The sequence below is a fragment of the Bacillus sp. UNC438CL73TsuS30 genome (assembly GCF_000482325.1).
GTDB lineage: Bacteria > Bacillota > Bacilli > Bacillales > Cytobacillaceae > Neobacillus.
Window position 1 is genome coordinate 88,424 of sequence record NZ_AXVA01000019.1, and the last position, 17,745, is coordinate 106,168.

General features: G+C 40.6%; 16 protein-coding genes and 1 riboswitch. Of the genes, 15 read left to right on the forward strand and 1 reads right to left on the reverse strand.

Annotated elements, in window-relative coordinates:
* Positions 1 to 11: 11 nt before the first annotated feature.
* The 5 genes from mglC (at position 12) to M028_RS0108895 (ending at position 5,060) form a co-directional block, all read left to right on the forward strand.
* Entirely contained in the window at positions 12 to 1,034 is a 1,023-nt protein-coding gene (gene mglC / locus M028_RS0108875; RefSeq protein WP_026573606.1) for a galactose/methyl galactoside ABC transporter permease MglC, read from the forward strand.
* Positions 1,035 to 1,277: 243 nt separating this feature from the next.
* Entirely contained in the window at positions 1,278 to 1,667 is a 390-nt protein-coding gene (locus M028_RS0108880) for a GntR family transcriptional regulator (RefSeq protein WP_026573607.1), read from the forward strand.
* Entirely contained in the window at positions 1,660 to 2,559 is a 900-nt protein-coding gene (locus tag M028_RS0108885) for an ABC transporter ATP-binding protein (RefSeq protein WP_026573608.1), read from the forward strand. Before M028_RS0108880 ends, M028_RS0108885 begins: the two co-directional genes overlap by 8 nt.
* Positions 2,534 to 4,507 carry a DUF6449 domain-containing protein gene (locus M028_RS0108890; RefSeq protein WP_026573609.1) on the forward strand — a complete coding sequence of 658 codons (1,974 nt, stop codon included), beginning with the start codon at positions 2,534 to 2,536 and terminating at the stop codon, positions 4,505 to 4,507. Before M028_RS0108885 ends, M028_RS0108890 begins: the two co-directional genes overlap by 26 nt.
* Positions 4,508 to 4,538: 31 nt before the next feature.
* Positions 4,539 to 5,060, forward strand: coding sequence for an RNA polymerase sigma factor (locus M028_RS0108895; protein WP_026573610.1), 522 nt, complete (start codon positions 4,539 to 4,541; stop codon positions 5,058 to 5,060).
* A 50-nt stretch (positions 5,061 to 5,110) separates the two neighbouring features.
* On the opposite strand, the gene M028_RS0108900 is transcribed toward M028_RS0108895, so the two are convergent.
* A complete protein-coding gene (locus M028_RS0108900; protein WP_026573611.1) occupies positions 5,111 to 5,926 on the reverse strand; it encodes a phosphotransferase family protein in 816 nt (271 codons plus the stop codon).
* A gap of 122 nt (positions 5,927 to 6,048) precedes the next feature.
* Positions 6,049 to 6,248: riboswitch (cobalamin riboswitch) on the forward strand.
* A 141-nt stretch (positions 6,249 to 6,389) separates the two neighbouring features.
* Between M028_RS0108900 and M028_RS0108905 the strand changes: the two genes are divergently transcribed.
* From M028_RS0108905 to M028_RS0108950, 10 genes are all read left to right on the forward strand, one after another.
* Entirely contained in the window at positions 6,390 to 8,657 is a 2,268-nt protein-coding gene (locus tag M028_RS0108905) for a ribonucleoside-diphosphate reductase subunit alpha (protein WP_026573612.1), read from the forward strand.
* 95 nt (positions 8,658 to 8,752) lie between these two features.
* Positions 8,753 to 9,799, forward strand: a complete 1,047-nt coding sequence (locus tag M028_RS0108910; RefSeq protein ID WP_026573613.1) for a ribonucleotide-diphosphate reductase subunit beta — start codon at positions 8,753 to 8,755, stop codon at positions 9,797 to 9,799.
* Positions 9,800 to 9,811: 12 nt separating this feature from the next.
* The gene (locus tag M028_RS29665) at positions 9,812 to 10,279 is read left to right on the forward strand and encodes a flavodoxin domain-containing protein (protein ID WP_051590977.1); all 468 of its coding nucleotides are present in this window, start codon (positions 9,812 to 9,814) and stop codon (positions 10,277 to 10,279) included.
* Positions 10,280 to 10,442: 163 nt separating this feature from the next.
* Entirely contained in the window at positions 10,443 to 10,823 is a 381-nt protein-coding gene (locus tag M028_RS0108920; protein ID WP_026573614.1) for a GntR family transcriptional regulator, read from the forward strand.
* Positions 10,820 to 11,722 carry an ATP-binding cassette domain-containing protein gene (locus M028_RS0108925; protein ID WP_026573615.1) on the forward strand — a complete coding sequence of 301 codons (903 nt, stop codon included), beginning with the start codon at positions 10,820 to 10,822 and terminating at the stop codon, positions 11,720 to 11,722. The genes M028_RS0108920 and M028_RS0108925 overlap by 4 nt, the downstream gene beginning before the upstream one ends.
* A complete protein-coding gene (locus tag M028_RS0108930) occupies positions 11,700 to 12,437 on the forward strand; it encodes a hypothetical protein (protein ID WP_197031395.1) in 738 nt (245 codons plus the stop codon). Before M028_RS0108925 ends, M028_RS0108930 begins: the two co-directional genes overlap by 23 nt.
* The gene (locus M028_RS0108935) at positions 12,434 to 13,162 is read left to right on the forward strand and encodes a hypothetical protein (protein ID WP_026573617.1); all 729 of its coding nucleotides are present in this window, start codon (positions 12,434 to 12,436) and stop codon (positions 13,160 to 13,162) included. Before M028_RS0108930 ends, M028_RS0108935 begins: the two co-directional genes overlap by 4 nt.
* A gap of 194 nt (positions 13,163 to 13,356) precedes the next feature.
* The gene (locus M028_RS0108940) at positions 13,357 to 14,541 is read left to right on the forward strand and encodes an ABC transporter substrate-binding protein (RefSeq protein WP_026573618.1); all 1,185 of its coding nucleotides are present in this window, start codon (positions 13,357 to 13,359) and stop codon (positions 14,539 to 14,541) included.
* Positions 14,542 to 14,837: 296 nt separating this feature from the next.
* Positions 14,838 to 16,070 (forward strand): Zn-dependent hydrolase, encoded by a 1,233-nt coding sequence (locus M028_RS0108945; protein WP_026573619.1) that lies wholly within the window; start codon positions 14,838 to 14,840, stop codon positions 16,068 to 16,070.
* A 118-nt stretch (positions 16,071 to 16,188) separates the two neighbouring features.
* Positions 16,189 to 17,745, forward strand: coding sequence for a response regulator transcription factor (locus M028_RS0108950; protein ID WP_026573620.1), 1,557 nt, complete (start codon positions 16,189 to 16,191; stop codon positions 17,743 to 17,745).

The window sequence follows — 17,745 nt, forward strand, 5'->3', positions numbered from 1 at the left end:
AGGAGATGCAAATGAATAATCAAGTTTCACAAAAAACTACTATCTCTAAATGGCTCTTTAATAATGTAATCTATGTGTTTTTAATTCTATTAGTCGTGGGAATTGTCATTGCTTCTCCGGACTTTTTATCCGTTACGAACTTAATCAATATATTAAGTCAATCATCTTCTCGGATCATTATTGCCCTTGGGATGGCTGGGATTTTGATTACTGCGGGTACAGACTTGTCGGCTGGACGGATGGTCGGACTTGCAGCAGTTGTGTCTGCATCTCTTTTACAGGCATCTGACTATGCGTATAAAATGTACCCTCATCTTCATGAATTGCCGCTTTTTGTACCAATTTTAATTGCAATGGCCATCACGGGACTTATTGGAGTACTAAATGGTGTGATTGTTTCTAAATTCCATGTTCCTCCGTTCATTGCCACTTTAGGGATGATGATTGGTGTTTACGGAATCACTTCCATCTATTTCGACCGCCCTCCGTACGGGGCGCAGCCAATCGGTGGATTAAGTCAAAAATTTACTACTTTCGCGCAGCGGGGAATTCCTATTGGACAATACGAGATTCCTAATCTAGTGCTTTATGCGATTATTGTTACGGCTATCATTTGGGTAGTTTGGAATAAAACGACACTTGGTAAAAACATGTACGCAATCGGTGGAAATCCAGAAGCTGCAAAGGTATCTGGGGTAAACGTTGCCAGAAATATTATTATTATCTATATGATTGCCGGTATTTTGTACGGTTTCTCTGGAACACTTGAAGCGGGCCGTGTCGGCAGTGCCACCAACAATACTGGTAATATGTATGAGCTGGATGCAATCGCAGCCTGCGTTGTCGGCGGGGTGTCCTTATCTGGCGGAATCGGAACCGTACCTGGCGTGATCACCGGAGTACTGATTTTCCAAATCATCAACTACGGCCTAGCCTTCCTCGGCGTAAGCCCATACATCCAATTCATCGTCAAAGGCGCCATCATCATCGTCGCAGTAGCCTTCGACATGCGCAAACACGCAAAGAAAAAATAATACGGAGCCTTAATACGGAGCCTTAATACGGTGCCTGACACCGTTCGTGGACTTTTACCTTGATTTGTCCACGTGTGACGGACACATCTGAAACGAATACAATATTGATCACAAAGTCTGGCTCTTGGTTGAGCCGGGCTTTTTTTATTTTTTTTCGAATCCCTCTTTTCTTTTGGAAGCAGATGGAATATAATACAACTGTATTACGAATAATAGTACACTTAGTACAGATGGGGGGTCTTTATGTTTGAGCTTGATATTCGAAGCCGTAAGCCCATTTATGAACAGCTTGTCGACAAAATGAAGGAATTGATTATGAATGAGGTGGTCAAAGCAGATGAGCAGCTGCCATCGGTCCGGGCGCTTGCCACTGAACTATCCATCAATCCCAATACCATCCAGAAGGCTTATCGGGAACTTGAGACCCAAGGATTTATCTACTCCATAAAAGGCAAAGGCAGCTTTGTCAGTCCGAACAACCAGGTGAAGGACAATGAGAAAATCACTGAGGTTAAAAAGGAGCTAGAGAAGCTAATCATAGAGGCACTATACCTGGGAATCCAGGCAAAAGAAATCATCGAATTAATCGAAGTCGTAGACGCTTCAAAAGGGGGAGGCGAAAGCAATGATTGAAATGAACAAGGTCAGCAAAACATTTGATCGCTTTAAAGCAATAGACCAAGTAAATCTTTCCATCCAAAAAGGATCGATTTACGGATTAATCGGATCTAATGGGGCTGGGAAAACAACCTTAATCAAGCTGCTTGCTGGTATTTACCGCCAAGAGTCAGGCAGAATTACGGTGGAGGGCCAACCAGTATTTGAAAACATCAGCCTGAAACAGAAAGTTTTTTATATACCAGATCAGCCGTATTTTTTATCCCATTATACAACCAAGCAAATGGCCCGTTTTTATAAAAACATCTATCCAACCTGGAGTGAGGAGCGTTTTTATAAACTGGCTGAGCTGTTTGAAGTCAACCTTTCCAAGAAAATCCACACGTTTTCAAAAGGCTGGCAAAGGCAAATTGCTTTCATTCTGGCCCTTTCTTCGAATCCTGAAATTCTCATTCTAGACGAACCGATGGATGGACTGGATCCAGTTGTGAGGAAAAAAGTGAAGAATCTGCTAATTAATGATGTGGCCGAACGGGAAATGACGATCTTGATTTCATCTCATAATTTGCGTGAAATTGAGGATATTTGCGACCATATCGGAATCATCCATAAGGGAAAGCTCATCATACAAAAAGAATTGGATGATTTAAAGGCGAATGTTCAAAAAGTTCAGGTTGCTTATAAGGATGGACTTCCAAAACAGTTGCTGAAAAATCTGGACCTGCTCCATCAAGAAAAACGGGGCAGCATCTACCTGTTCATTATTAGAGGCGACGAGGATCAAATCGCAAAACAAGTCCGCCAGACGAATCCGGTCATTTTTGACTTGCTGCCGCTCACTCTCGAAGAAATTTTTATTTACGAAATGGGGGATATCGGCTATGCCATCAAAAATGTCATTGTTTAATAGAGAACTAATCATGCAGATTGGCAGGGGTACGGGCTGGATTTCCATCGTTTATTTTTTTGGACTGTTGTTTGCACTGCCGCTGCAGCTGATCATGAGGTATTCTTCGGAAGAAAATAGGGCCTTTTACATGAAGCCTGAAAACCTTTTTCAATTTTATTATGATATTCAAATTACCTTAATGATTACAGTTCCTATTTTGCTGGCGGTGTTTTTATTCCGTTTTTTACATGTAAAACAGGCTTCAGACCTGATGCATAGTATCCCGCTTAAAAGAGATAAAATTTTCCATCATTATGCGCTCAGTGGAATCATCCTTTTGGTTTTACCGGTTGCGATAACAACGATTTTGCTATTAATCATTCGGATCAATCTTGATATTACGGCGATTTATAGCAAAACCGATATTCTTATTTGGGCAGGAACCACGATTTTATTTGACCTGCTGTTGTATATAGCAGGTGTCTTTATTGCAATGATGACTGGAATTTCGGCGGTTCAGGCAGTGCTCACCTATGTATTTGTCCTGTTCCCTGTAGGAATAACAGTATTGGTTTGCTCTAATTTAAAAATATTATTATATGGTTTTCCAAGCGATTATCTTTTGAATCGGGACTTGGAAAAGATGTCACCGATTACGACGGCGATCACCCTTAATAATGCCGATTTAAAATGGGAGTATGTTGTTATTTATTTGCTTTTATCGGTGGTCCTTTATGGTCTTGCATTGTTTTTTTATAAAAAAAGAAAATTGGAAACAGTTTCCGAAGCGATTGCGATTGTCCGCTTACGTTCGGTTTTCAAATATGGTGTAACGATTTGCGTTATGTTCCTAGGCGGAGTGTATTTTAGTGAAGTACAAATTGCTAATACCGGCTGGATTATTTTTGGATATGTGATTGGGGCAGTAATCGGCTATTTTATTGCGGAAATGGTTCTGCAAAAAACATGGCGCGTGTTCAGCCTAAGCCGATTAAAGGGTTTGGTTGTTTTTTCAGCCATATTCGCAGTGTTAATCCTTGGGGTTAAGACACTAGGAGTCTATGAAAAACGAGTACCGAACCAAATGGAAATTCAAAACGTTTTAATTACGGATAACCCATACCTTTTTAAGAGTCAATATTCATCAACTGAAGAATATCGTGTACCAGAACCATTGAAAGAAGAAGCAAATATTGAGGCGGTTCGAAAGCTCCATAAGCAAATTATTGCGAATGAGAAGCTAAATAAGGGGCATATCTCTGAGCAGACACAGGATTTGTTTTTACGATATAAATTGAAAAACGGAAGATATGTAACTCGAGAATACAGGGTGGATAAGCGTCTTTACGCGGATTTATTTAAAACGATTAATGAATCGAAGGAATATAAACTTGCTACGAATGAGATTTTTAAAATCAATGTGAATCAAATCAGATCGATTCGTATTAGTACGAATGGACCGGTTGGCAAAGAGGCCGCTTTTGCCGATCCAATCGAGATAAAAGAGGCTATTTCACTCTTACGGTCCGATATATTAGCGGAATCCTATGAGGACAATCTTTATTACCAGGACCGAGGTTCCGGGATTGAAGTGGATATGGGAAGAGGCAGAAATATCTATCTTACTTTAAGACCGTCCTTTGTAAATTTTACAGAGTGGTTAAAGAAACAGAAACAGCTGGAAAGGGTGACTATTACACACAAGGATATTTCAAAAATCCTGGTCGTAAAGAAGGATTACTCAAATGCATTTGATTCAGAGGAACCAATTCCACAGTTGGAAAAGGATAAAAATTCGCTAAAAAGCACAAACAAGCAGCAAATTGAACTTGCACTGCAAAGGGCGGGAAGTCATCCCAAAAAGGATTATACTGTCGTTTTTTACTATAAGAGGGGTAACTATAAAGAGGTTTTATTTTTCGATGAAGCACATGTGCCGGATTTTGTAAAAGAACATTTCAGATAATGGTGGTTTTTCTCATAAAGGGGGTAGATTCATGGGCTCCATTGATTTTAATCAAATAGTTAGCGAGCATTCACAGCGCCTGCACTATATCGCTTATTCCTACGTCAAGGATCGATTTATCGCAGAGGATATCGTTCAGGAAGCCTTTTTGAAAGCCTATAAGAAACTGGATACAGTCGAAGATTCGAATAAATTGGGTGCCTGGTTGTCCGCCATTACAGTCAGGACCGCGATTGATTTTTTACGAATGGAAAAAAGAACAAACTGGATGCTCGTAGACCCTGCGATCATAGAACCGATCATCGGACTAGAACGGTCCGGGGAAAATCTCGAGGAAGAGGTTGGAGTCCGTCTTTTTAAAGAAGAGGTAAACGAGACGCTGGGCTGTTTATCAAAAGAATTTCAGGAAGTGATGATTCTGAAAATCCATTATGGTTTAAAAGAAAATGAGATTGCCAGTCTGTTAAATCTTAAAGCAGCAACTGTTAAAACCCGTCTGTACCGGGCCCGAAAGCAACTGAAGCATGTATATGCTGAAAAAGTATCAGCTTGATCTATGGAAACCTGATCCTGCCACTCTTATTAGGAGGGCAGGATCGTTTTTTAATGAGAAAAATATTTTTTTAGAAGATTACGAGTTTCCTCAAGTAATACCGCTTTTTCATCCGGGTGAACGCCCTCAATTAACCGGGCAGCCATGACAGGTATGGTCCATTTTTCGAGGTCTTCTAAAGTAAATGATGCTTGTGTCCGATATTCCTCAAGATAATAGGTGCAAAATCTGTTTCGCACTCGCTCAAGTGAAGCTCTTACAAAAGCTGGCATATTTTTTGGCAAATAGGCATGCTTTAAAATAATATAGGTTCGCGCAATATCTCCCAAAGGGTTACCGCAAGTTGCAGTCATCCAATCAATCACTTTGACTTGCTTCTTGGAGACAAGTATATTGTCGGGGTGAAAGTCGCCATGGCAGACTTGATTACCTTCAGGAAGATGTTGCAAAAAATCACACATAGCTAGCTTTTCTTCAGTGGTTAATAAATCGGTGTGTTGAATATTTCTTGTGAGGTAGGTTGTTTGTTTCGGAAGGTTGGCGCCATCTTTTTCATGAATTTGCTGGTGTAATTGTGAAAAAAGTTTTGCCTTGTCCCGGATTGCAAAGGGATTCCTTGTAAGCTGTTTTGTCAGACTATTGCCGTTAATTTTTTCATAGATAATCGCTTTCTTTCCATCTATTTCTGTTTTCCCTTTTACGAGTGGGGAAGGTAGTTGCAAACCTTGCATCAGTATATTAGATTGATATTCTTCATCTACTAGACTTTCTGGAATCCGCTGATCAAAAAGTTTAATGACCTCGTTTTCCCCCCATTCATACACTTCTGCTGTATTTCCACGGCCAATCAATTTTCCTAATGTCATGGATTATCACCTTATTTTTTAGATAAATATTACCAATATCTAGAATCGAAAACAATTAAACTTGAAAAAATAATTCTATTACTATATATTGATTCTATTGAGAAATAAAACAACTACATATTGTATTAGCCTTAAGTTAGGATGCCGTACGGCTTAAAAGGGAATCTGGTGAGAATCCAGAGCTGCCCCCGCAACTGTAAATGCAGACGAAATGAGCGATGACCACTGTATAAGTTTCTTGTGAAAACAGGTGCTTATACGGGAAGGGCTCAGAGTAGGGAGAAGCATGAGTCAGGAGACCTGTCCTAATTTGAGATGTTTCACTTCCTCGGGGATTGGGAGCTGGAACGGTGGCAAATTAGGATCAGGAAGGCATATTTACCTTGTATCCTCTTTTCTGTTGTCGTTTCATCCGCTCGAATCCGCCCCGAGCGGATTTTTTTATTATGGGAGGAATTTTTCAATGATCACGAAAGAATACGTTTCCGAGGTAATCGGGCAAGCGGCGGAGCAATATAGTCTTAATACAGCAGAACTGGTCCAAAAAATTCTAGATGTACCAGAAAAAGAAAAAACACAGCAAGCTCTTATGTACGCACTCAACCGGATTGCGATGGATCAGCCCAATTGGACGTTTGTCGCTGCACGATTGTATTTGCAGGAATTATATATGGAGGCAGCACGCAACCGTGGTTTTTCACAGGAGGAGCAGTATGGAGACTTTTATCAGTTAATTGGGACCTTAACGGAAAAAGGAATCTACTCTAGTGAACTATTAGATTCTTACTGTCGAGATGAAATCGATCAACTGGGCAAGGAAATTTTGCCGGAGAAGGATCAGTTGTTTAACTACATAGGATTATTTTTATTGGCAGATCGTTATCTGGCCAAGGACCATGAGCGAAATTTATATGAGCTTCCACAGGAGAGATTCATGGTAATTGCGATGACCTTGATGCAAAACGAGCAGCCCCACCGCCGATTGGACTTGGTTAGAGAAGCCTACTGGGCCATGAGCAATCTTTATATGACCGTGGCTACACCGACTTTGTCTAACGCAGGAAAAAGTTTTGGCCAGTTGTCGTCCTGTTTTATTGATACTGTCGATGACTCGCTTGATGGGATTTATTTAAACAATTGGGACAGTGCCAGGTTAAGTAAGGATGGCGGTGGAATCGGCATTTACTTTGGCAAGGTGCGCGCCCTTGGCTCCGATATTAAAGGGTTTAAAGGCAATTCTTCAGGTGTTGTCCCGTGGATCCGGCTGATCAATGATACAGCGGTCAGCGTTGACCAGTTAGGCCAAAGGCAGGGAGCCATCGCGGTTTATCTGGATATTTTTCATAAAGATATTATGAATGGATTTCTTGATTTAAAAACAAACAATGGTGATGAGCGGCGCAAAGCTCATGATATTTTTACAGGTGTCTCAATCCCAGATTTATTTATGAAAAAGCTTGAAGAAGTCGACGAGAATGGTAGAAGTATTGGACAGTGGTGCACGTTCTGTCCGCATCAAGTGAAGCAGATCATGGGCTGGAAGGACAAGTTTGGTCATCCGCTTGGCTTAGAAGATTTTTACGATGAGGAGGACAAGCTTTATTTTACCGAAAAATATGAGGAAGCTGTCCGGAATCCGCTTCTTCCGCGCAAAACTTATCGGGCAATGGAGATTATGGCTCGGATTATGGTTTCACAGCTGGAAACCGGGACTCCTTATATGTTCTATCGAGATGAAGTGAACAGGCAAAATCCAAATAAACACTTATTAGGGGCGGGGCGGACTTCTATTTATTGCAGCAATTTGTGTACGGAAATTGCGCAAAACATGTCTGCTTCTACCGTTGTTAAAGAGCAAGTTGATGAGGATGGAAATATTGTTATTGTCCGCAGACCTGGGGATTTCGTCGTTTGTAATCTATCGTCTATTAATCTGGCAAAGGCGGTGCCGGCTAATGTATTGGAACGGTTGATATCGATTCAGGTCCGGATGCTGGATAATGTGATTGATTTAAATACGATTGCGGTCGGGCAGGCACAGGTAACGAACCAAAAATATCGCGGCATCGGGCTCGGAACCTTTGGCTGGCACCATTTGCTTGCCTTGAAAAAAATTCATTGGGAATCGGAGGATGCGGTCCGGTTGGCTGATGAGCTTTATGAGGAAATTGCCTATTATACGATTCGTTCTTCGGCTGAGCTTGCTAGCGAAAAAGGCTCCTACAGCAAGTTTGAGGGTTCGGAGTGGCAGACCGGGGCATATTTTGAGCGTAAAAAGTATCGCTCGGACCGCTGGCTTTCATTGCAGCAGGAGGTTTCGAGGGTCGGAGTACGCAATGGCTGGTTATTGGCGGTTGCTCCGAATTCTTCTACGGCTAAAATTGGCGGGTCCACGGATGGAATCGATCCAATTTATTCTGTTGAGTACGCGGAGGAAAAGAAAAACTTTAAATTCAAGGTAACGGCTCCAGATTTGGATCATCTGACGTATGAGTATTATCGCCGGGCCCGGCATGACTTGGACCAGGTCTGGAGTATTAAGCAAAACGCTGCCCGCCAGCGCCACGTTGACCAAGCGATCAGTTTTAATCTGTATGTTCGTCACGATATTAAGGCACGAGAGTTATTAAATCTTCATCTGGAGGCATGGAAGCAGGGGCTGAAAACTACTTATTATGTCCGGAGTACATCCCAGGCGGAGATTGAGGAGTGCGAAGCGTGTCATAGCTAATCGCCTGCTCACCAAAAGAGATGTCCTTCAAGCAACTTGTAAATTACAAAACTACCTAAATGGCCCGACATAATTTTTCAGAGGAGGTCTTCAAAATGAATACTCATCAACCACTTAAAAAAATAAAACTACTAAACCCGGAATATCCAAATAAATCAACCGGAATCATCAACGGGAAATCCTCCGGTCTGCTGAACTGGAATGACATTGCCTACCCGCAAATGTATGATCTCTATCAAACCTTGCTATCAAACTTCTGGAAAGCCCAGGAGATTAATATGCAGGATGACCTGAAGCAGTGGGAGTTCCTTTCGCCAGTGGAGCAAGATGTTTTTCTAAGAATTAATACTCAATTAGCTTCCCTAGACAGCCTGCAAACACCGACCATGAGCCAGGTCATGGATTATGTGACGGACTCCAGCTTTAAGGCGATTTTTGCCGTGATTTCACAGCAGGAGGCAGTACATACCGAATCATATTCCTATATTTTGAGTTCTCTAGTACCGTTAAGTGAACAAAACAATCGGTTTGACCAAGCAAAAAATGATCCAATTGTACAAAAACGGAATCAATTAATCTTAGATTCATATGAGAACTTCCGGCAAAGCCCAACGCCACAAAATCTCTTTAAACTTGCAGTGAATTCTATCAATCTGGAAGGAATCTATTTTTATGCAGGGTTTGCCTTTTTCTATCATCTTGCCCGCCAGCAAAAGATGCTCAAAACGAGCACGATGATCAGTTATATTCAGCGGGATGAAATGCAGCACGCTTATTTTATTGCCCAGTTTATCCGTATTCTTTTAAGTGAAAATCCGGAGCTGAATACAGAGGAAAATGTGGAGTATATCTACCAAACGATAGACCGGGCAGTAAAGCTTGAAAATGAATGGGCTGCGTTTATCTTAAAAGATATAGAGGGAATTGATTTGGAGGAATTCAGCAGCTATGTTGAGTACCTGGCAAATAAACGCCTGCGGCAGCTGGGCTTACAAAATCTCTATTATGACCGTGACAACCCAATGCCGTGGATTCATGTGTTTAGCGATGAAATGATTAATGAAACGAAGTCGGATTTCTTTGAGCAAAAATCAAGAACATATTCAAAGGTAACACAATCGAATGGGTTTGATGAACTGTAGGAGGAGAAGGGAATGAAGTTAGCCATCGTTTATACCTCGATTACAGGGAATACGAAAGAACTCGCAACGATTTTAGGGGAATTAATCAAGGGCTATGACTTAGATGTTCAGTTGTTTACAATTGAAGAGTTTCCTCTATGGCAATTAAGTCATTTTGACGCGGTTGTAGTCGGAACGTATACATGGGGAAACGGAGAAATTCCCGGAGAGATGCTGCCTTTGTATAGGGCATTTGAGAACCAGGATACCCATTCAATCGTAACGGGTGTATTCGGTACAGGGGATCAATTTTATCCACATTATTGCGGGGCCGTCGACAAGTTCCGGGATATGCTTTATGTTCAAAGTGAATTGGCGGTTACCCTAAAGGTGGAGTTAACACCTCAGCTCCAGGATCTTAAACGGTGTCGAAAGTTTGCAGAACTACTGATGTGGCGGTTGCGACAAAACTGTCCATCTGGAATGAACAAAATAAGCTAAATGTCCACGAAGGGTGCCTGTCACCCATGTGAATTCTTCACATGGTGACAGGCATCTTTTTGTATTTGTTGAATTATTTTCCAAAAATGTATTGTTATGATTTGGAAATTATAATATACTACATTACAACACTAATGTACTGTGTTAGGGGAGGAGGAGAAGGGTGATTCCTCATTTGGATGGATCGAAGCCAATTTATGTTCAGATATCAGAGTGGCTGGAGACTGAAATTTTGAACGAAAATATTGAAAAGGATCAAAAAATTTACTCCCAGTACCAGCTAGCGGAGATGTTTAACATTAATCCAGCGACAGCAGCAAAGGGCCTCAATTTATTGGCTGATGAAGCAATTCTCTATAAGAAACGCGGTCTGGGGATGTTTGTTGCAGACACCGCAAAGGACAAAATTCTAAAAAGACGCAAAAGCCAAACACTAAAGCGCTTGGTTTCTGAAATCGTTATCGAAGCCGCAAGACTCAATGTAAGCAAGGATGAATTAATTGAAATGATCAGAAAGGAAGAAATAGGGGAGGAAGAGGAATGAATGTAATTGAATGCGATCGATTGATCAAAGTCTATGGGGAAGAAAATGCGCTAAACGCGATAACGTTCCAAATTGCTGAAAATAAAATTACCGGACTGATTGGCAGAAATGGTGCTGGGAAAACGACCTTGCTAAAAATCATTGCCGGTCATTTAAAAGAGACATCTGGTGAAATAAAGGTTTTTTCTGAAAATCCCTTTAACAATCTTAAGGTTTCGGCAAACCTAATCTTTATCCATGAGCAAATGACTCTTCCTTCAGCATTAGGTTTGATGGAGATTTTAGAAACAGCTGCTGGCTTTTATGAAAACTGGGATGAGGAGCTTGCTCATCGTCTTTTTGACTATTTCTCCTTTCACCCGCTGCAGCAATTTGATGGTCTATCAAAAGGGATGAAAAGTACGTTTAAGATGATTTTAGGATTGGCGGCAAAATGCCCGATTACCATTTTTGATGAGCCAACATCTGGAATGGATGCAGCTGTCCGTAAAGATTTTTATCGCGCCTTACTAAAGGATTACATTGCCCATCCCCGAACAATTATCATTTCGAGTCATCACTTGAACGAGATAGAGGATTTAATCGAGGATGTTCTGCTGATAAAAGGCGGAAAAGAACTGCTTCATATCCCGGCAGCTGATTTGAAGGAATGGGCAGTAGGGCTGCAGGGGAGTGCTGCTCTTGTAACGAAATGGGTAGAAGATAGGGGAATCCTTTATTCCCAGGGGATCGGAGAGAATTATTTATATGTTGTGGTGAAAAATGGCTTTTCTCCAGCGGAGTTAAAAGAGGTTCGTGCAGCTGGAATTGAGATTTCGCCAGTGGACTCTAGTGACCTATGTGTCTATTTAACTGGTAAAACGAAAGGTGGAATTGATGATGTCTTTATCAAATCCTAGTCTGGGTGATGTGGTCAAAAAACAATTTTGTTATAAACTCAAAGCCTATCAACAGGTTTTTACTACACTCGTCATTATTCAGGTGATTGCGATATTCTTTTCCTTTAACGGTGTTGGATCGATGGGTTCAGGTAGTCAAAGCATCAATATTGATATCCGATATTATTCAGCTGACATGGTCGTCGGTTTTACGATTTTTTGGGCGTTTGTTACCGCGATTAACCTAACGACAAAAGCGTATCGTTATGATGATTTCGCATTTATAACAAATAGAGTCAGCAGTAATTTATCGAATATACTGTTTCTGCTGGCGGCAAGTGTCATTGGCGGGAGCACATCAGTGCTTTCCACTTCGTTACTAAAGGTCATTATGGTGTATTTTAGAGGGGAGCAATTGGTGGCTTCTTCGAGCAAAATGTTTGTCCCTTTAGAATTTCTACTTGGTATTATGACCACTAGTTTTTATATTTTTCTATTTTGTGCATTAGGTTATTTTGTCGGGATGCTTGTTCAAATCAATAAAATATTTATCATTGTGCTGCCCGCTATTTTCTTAGGAATTGGAATTGGTAAGGAAAAACTGCTAATCAATCTATTTGCTATTTTCTTTACAGAGTCATCGCTTTTACTATTTATCGTTAAGGTGGCCATTGCTGTTGCATTGCTATTTTACTGTTCAGTGATTTTATCCAATCGAATGGAGGTCAAGTCATGATGGTTGCAAACCTGCTGCCGATTATCATCATTATTGTTATCGGAATGATCATTGCCTTCTTTGTAGTAAAAATGATGAATGGAAGTGGTAAGCGAAAAGGCAGATATAATTTTAGAAAAAGAGTTTATTGGATTTTAGGAGGCTATATTACGGTTTTATTGGTCTGTTTTATTATAGATATTGCACATCCAGTAAACGGCATGATGACAGACCGAAAAATAGTTAAAGAAAAAGATCTTGCTCAAGAAAACTCGGAATTATATGTAGCAGCTTTAGAAGGGAAAATTGCTGAAACTGGAAACCCATTTGTCGTAAAAAAATGGGACTTTGATTATCAAGGGAAAAAGCTGAACATCAAGACTGAAAACGGGGAGTTCTTCGATGCAAGAGTCGTAGTAGAACGGAAGAAGGAAAATGACGGGAAAATCGATGCCATCTACTATCATACAAGGTCAAGTGTGGATCAGCGGGAAATTACTGAGAAGAAGCGCCCAATTAGAATACAATTATCAGAAGGTACACTCATGCTGGGGCAACCAGAAAGAGTCGAATTAAAATTCTCACAGTTTGAAAATGTCTTTACCATTAACCAATTTACCGGTACAGGCTGGTTCCAACATGAATCCAACTTCTTCGAAGGACAAGGTATCCTCTATCTCCAAATTCCAAAAAAACTTGACCTCAACGCACAATCCGAACTAGACCTTCAGTACGTAAACAACTGAAAGCGGTGACAGGCACCGTTCGTGGACATTTTCGTGATTTTGTCCTCCTGTGGTGGACACTTGTTGCTGAAGTGGAAAAATTTAATTTTAAAAATTATTCTGAAAAAACATTGACAGGGCTGTCCATAAGTTATATTCTGAAAACATTAAAAATTACATCAGAGAGATAAAATCAGAAAAGGGAGATTACTAGTATGAAAAAGAAAATGGCAAAACTTTTTATGGCATCGAGCCTAGTGGCTGGAATTCTAGCTGGATGCTCAGGAGCAAATAGCAGTTCAGGTTCAGGCTCCGACAATAGCAAATCTATTAAAGTTGGGGTAAACTTGGAGCTCTCTGGCGGGGTTGCATCTTACGGTGAATCGCTGCTTGACGGGATTAATATTGCAGTCGATGAAATCAATAAAAAAGGTGGAGTTGACGGCAAAAAGATTGAGATGGTAAAAGTCGATAATAAATCAGATGCAGCCGAAGCAACCAACGGTGCGGTTAAGTTATCAAGCCAAGACCATGTAACAGCTATTATTGGAGCAGCAACCAGCGGTGACACCCTTGCACAGGCGCAAATCGCAAATGATACGAAAACGGTTTTATTAACACCATCGGGTACAGCCCCGAACGTAACAGTTGATGACAAAGGAAAGTTGAATGAATTTGTTTTCCGTACATCATTTATCGATCCATTCCAAGGAACAGTTGCAGCAAACTTTGCAGCGCAAAAATTAAAGGTTAAAAACGCAGCTATTTTCGCAGACAGCTCTAGTGATTACGCTAAAGGTCTTTCTGCATCCTTCAAAAAGACTTTTGAAGCAGATGGGGGCAAGGTTATAGCTGAAGATGCTTATGTTGCTAAAGATACTGATTTCCGCTCTCAATTAACTCGTATTAAGGCGAAAAAGCCTGAATTCATCTTTATCCCTGGATACTATGAAGAAGTAGGTTTAATCATTAAGCAGGCTCGTGAATTAGGAATCACTGTACCGTTTATGGGTGCTGACGGCTGGGATTCTCCAAAGTTAATTGAAATCGCAGGAAAAGATGCATTGAATAACACGTATATTACAAACCATTATTCATCTGAAGATCCAGACAAAAAGATCCAAGACTTTGTTACACTCTTTAAAGATAAGAACAAGGGCGAATCACCAAATGCCTTCAACGCACTTGGCTATGATACCGTTTATATGTTAGCCGATGCAATCAAGCGTGCCGGCAGCACGGACTCAACCAAAATCAAAGACGAATTGGCAAAAACGAAAGATCTATCACTTGTAACCGGAATTGTATCTATTGATAAAAATCATAACCCAATTAAATCAGCAACAATCCTAGAATATAAAGATGGTAAACAAGTCTTCAATACAAAAATTAATCCTTAATAATGAAGAAAGAAGTGGAGGGGCAGCTGCCTCCCACTTTTTTTGTTGGGTAGAACTTTACAAACTATAAAACAATTTATGGAAAAGATTTTATGTTTTGTCTAATGACAACGAGCTAGAATAGTATATAATTTTATATACAAGTCTGAATATTTACATACGGGTATAACTATAGCTGTTTGAAACAAGGATTACCAACACTTTTAAAAACTGCATACGCTTACAATTGATTTCTCGGATTACCAAGTGTTATGAAACTGGTCTGCAAAACTATCAGTAAAAAGGAGTGGTTAATCATGCAACGTCAAAAGTTATTGGTTAATGGAGAAAGACTTCACCAGGAGTTAGAACGGTTCGCGGATTTTGGCCGAACAGAAAACAATGGGGTCACCCGACTCGCTCTCTCGGAGCAGGACCGTCTAGTAAGAAACTATTTCAAGTCCACCTGTGAAGAACTCGGCTTAACCGTAAAGATCGATGATATGGGTTGTATGTACGCCACCCTTGCAGGGACGGAAGAAAAACCTCCAATTGTCATCGGCTCACATCTGGATACGGTAAAAAAGGGCGGCCGCTTTGACGGAGTACTGGGGGTTGTAGCCGGATTAGAAGTAGTCCGAACACTCGTGGAAAATGGAGTAAAGCCGAAAATTCCGATTACGATTGTGAACTGGACAAATGAAGAGGGAGCAAGATTTGAGCCTTCAATGATGGCTTCCGGTGTTATTGCCGGCAAATTTGACAAAGCCACCATGTTGCAAAAGAAAGACGCAGACGGCACTACATTTGGGGATGCATTAAAGGCAATCGGGTACGTTGGCGAAGAGGCAAACCGCTTGAAAGAAGCAACTGCTCTTTTAGAATTGCATATCGAGCAAGGACCAATCCTTGAAAAAGAAGCACTCGCCATTGGCGTTGTCGAATGCGTTGTCGGAATGGCCTGCTTCGAAATTGAAGTAACTGGTGAATCCGACCATGCCGGAACCACCCCAATGAGTATGAGAAAAGATGCCTTATTTGCGACAAATAATCTAATCAATGAAATCCGCAGCCGTTTAGGCTCACTTGATGAAGACTTAGTATTTACAATCGGGCGGGTAAATGTATTTCCAAGTATCCATACCGTTATTCCAAATAAGGTCGTCTTTTCATTGGAAGCTCGTCACAAGGATACGGAAATTGTCAGTACCTTTAAGGACTTTGTCCAAAGCCTGCCACATCTCGGTTTAGATGAAGGTTGTGAGATTAAAGTGACTAAGCTGTGGGAGCGTGACACGGTTTGGTTTAATGATGAAGTAGTCAATCACTTAGAGCAATCTGCCCAGTCACTGGGATATTCCAATAAGCGCATGGTCAGCGGCGCCGGACATGATGCTCAATTCATTGCAAGCCTTGTTCCTACAGCCATGCTGTTCGTTCCAAGCAAAAATGGAAAAAGCCATTGCGAGGAAGAACTGACCACATGGGAAGAATGCGAAAAAGGTGTAAACGTCCTATTAGATACGACGCTCGCACTATTATCGAAATAAGAAATAAGGGAAATGCAGGCAAAAATTATGCCTGCATTTTTTTGTGCTAAAATGAGGTAAAAGCACTACTCGGAAATTACAGAATATTTGTATACCTTTTAAGGAAGGGGGAATTAATATGACATCTCCAGAACTTTGCAGAACACTTATAGTTGATGATGAACTATTGATCAGACAAGGGATAAAACATTATATCGATTGGGAAAAGGAAGGTTTTGTAATTGTTGGCGAAGCCGCCAATGGTCAGGAAGCATTTGAATTAATTGAGGCAGCGAACCCGCATATTATCATCACGGATATTGTAATGCCGATCATGGACGGGGAAGAATTAACGAGACTGGTAAAGGATAAATACCCCAATATTGAAATCATTATTCTTAGTAGTTTTGGCGAGTTTGATTATGTAAGGTCTACCTTCCAAAGCGGAGTCGTGGATTATATATTAAAACCGAAACTTGATGCGAACAGCCTGTTACAGGCATTAAATACGGCCCGGGAAAGAATTCCCTCGCTTCAAGATGTGGGGAATCAGGTAGAAGCCAATCTTTCTATCGGCCAAATCATACAAAAATTGATTTCAGGATACGAGGTCGATTTTGATTCGGTGACCATCTCCAAAGCTTTTCCATATCGTCACTTCTGTTTATTAGGTGCTGACATTAAGAATCATCCATCAAAAGGAACGGTTGAATTTACGGAACGAATTAAAGAGAATGTCGAAAATGCTCTCAAAACAAACTTAAAAGAGGCAGCATGCCACTTCTATCCCTTTGACCAGGCAATTCAGGTATTTCTCATTAATTTTATTTCTGAAGGAGTGGACAAGGTCATAGAACTCGCTAAACAGCTAGCAATGTCCGATTCTAACATTGGTTACGCCTTAACAGATGCATTCGACCATTTTTCTCAACTTGGTACACAATATAAAGAGGGTCTAATAAAGCTATTAAATTATCGATTCTATTTGCCGGATGTTCCTCTTTTAATGGAGAAAAGTCTACCAGAACTACCTCCTAAAAGTGACAATTTTAATCTGGATTGGTTTACAAATGAGTTTAAGCGCAGGCAGTTTGATTCAGCATTAAGTTATTTAGTCGATCATGTTCATTCAGTATCTAGCTGCTATACGATGGATGTCTTTGAATATAAAGCTTTCTTTGGAAACATCATTTTTAACATCACTGTCCTCCTTAACAATATGGAATACGATGTAAAGGAATTAGAGAACGCAAGATATTCGTATTTTCGGGCAATTGATGAAGCTCAAACGGCCGGTGAAACCGTTCAATTGCTGGATCGTTTTATTGAGGAAGTCAAGAAATGTATCAATTCTTCCCAAAATCAGCCCGAAAATCTTAGTATGAAAAAGCTAATGGAATACATGAGAGAGCATTATGCTGAAGCGATTACCTTAAAGGAAGTAGCGAAGCATTTTCATTTTAATCCTTCTTATCTATCAAGTTATTTTTCTGCACATAATAATGAAGGATTCATTGAATATTTGAATAGAATTCGGATTGAGGAAGCTGCAAAGCTGCTGATAAAGGGTGAAGCAAACATTTCCGAGATTAGTGCGATGGTCGGCTATTCCGATCATAGTTATTTTTGTAAAGTATTCAAAAAAATAAAGGGATTGTCTCCCAGCCAATTTAAGAGAAAACAAAACTTCAGATAA